This is a genomic window from Streptomyces sp. NPDC026659 (assembly GCF_040638245.1).
In the GTDB taxonomy this organism is placed as follows: Bacteria; Actinomycetota; Actinomycetes; order Streptomycetales; family Streptomycetaceae; genus Streptomyces.
Genome location: NZ_JBEZXY010000023.1, coordinates 1428 through 2849 on the forward strand (window position 1 = coordinate 1428; position 1422 = coordinate 2849).

The following is a 1422-nucleotide window of genomic DNA, read 5'->3' on the forward strand; positions in this document are numbered from 1 at the left end:
GCACATAGTCTGAGACCTGATGCCGAGCCGATTGTGGTGAAGTGGATGATCCTATGCTGTCGAGAAAAGCCTCTAGCGAGTTTCATGGCGGCCCGTACCCTAAACCGACTCAGGTGGTCAGGTAGAGAATACCGAGGCGTTCGGGTGAACTATGGTTAAGGAACTCGGCAAAATGCCCCCGTAACTTCGGGAGAAGGGGGGCCATGTCCGGTGATCCGATTTACTCGGTGAGCTGGGTGTGGCCGCAGAGACCAGCGAGAAGCGACTGTTTACTAAAAACACAGGTCCGTGCGAAGCCGTAAGGCGATGTATACGGACTGACGCCTGCCCGGTGCTGGAACGTTAAGGGGACCGGTTAGCTTGGATTCGTCCAGGCGAAGCTGAGAACTTAAGCGCCAGTAAACGGCGGTGGTAACTATAACCATCCTAAGGTAGCGAAATTCCTTGTCGGGTAAGTTCCGACCTGCACGAATGGCGTAACGACTTCTCGACTGTCTCAACCATAGGCCCGGTGAAATTGCACTACGAGTAAAGATGCTCGTTTCGCGCAGCAGGACGGAAAGACCCCGGGACCTTTACTACAGTTTGATATTGGTGTTCGGTTCGGCTTGTGTAGGATAGCTGGGAGACTTTGAAAGCGGCACGCCAGTGTCGTGGGAGTCGTCGTTGAAATACCAGTCTGGTCGTGCTGGATGTCTAACCTCGGTCCGTGATCCGGATCAGGGACAGTGTCTGATGGGTAGTTTAACTGGGGCGGTTGCCTCCTAAAGAGTAACGGAGGCGCCCAAAGGTTCCCTCAGCCTGGTTGGCAATCAGGTGTTGAGTGTAAGTGCACAAGGGAGCTTGACTGTGAGACCGACGGGTCGAGCAGGGACGAAAGTCGGGACTAGTGATCCGGCGGTGGCTTGTGGAAGCGCCGTCGCTCAACGGATAAAAGGTACCCCGGGGATAACAGGCTGATCTTCCCCAAGAGTCCATATCGACGGGATGGTTTGGCACCTCGATGTCGGCTCGTCGCATCCTGGGGCTGGAGTCGGTCCCAAGGGTTGGGCTGTTCGCCCATTAAAGCGGTACGCGAGCTGGGTTTAGAACGTCGTGAGACAGTTCGGTCCCTATCCGCTGTGCGCGTAGGAATATTGAGAAGGGCTGTCCCTAGTACGAGAGGACCGGGACGGACGAACCTCTGGTGTGCCAGTTGTCCTGCCAAGGGCATGGCTGGTTGGCTACGTTCGGGAGGGATAACCGCTGAAAGCATCTAAGCGGGAAGCCTGCTTCGAGATGAGTATTCCCACCTCCTTGAGAGGGTAAGGCTCCCAGTAGACGACTGGGTTGATAGGCCAGATATGGAAGCCCGGTAACGGGTGGAGTTGACTGGTACTAATAGGCCGAGGGCTTGTCCTCAGTTGCTCGCGTCCACTGTGT

Annotated in this window: 1 rRNA gene (cut by a window edge); it reads left to right on the plus strand. The window is 55.8% G+C overall.

The window, feature by feature from the left end:
• Positions 1-1401 (plus strand): 23S ribosomal RNA (locus AB0E91_RS31545); it begins 1372 nt to the left of the window's first position.
• The last annotated feature ends 21 nt before the right edge of the window (positions 1402-1422 follow it).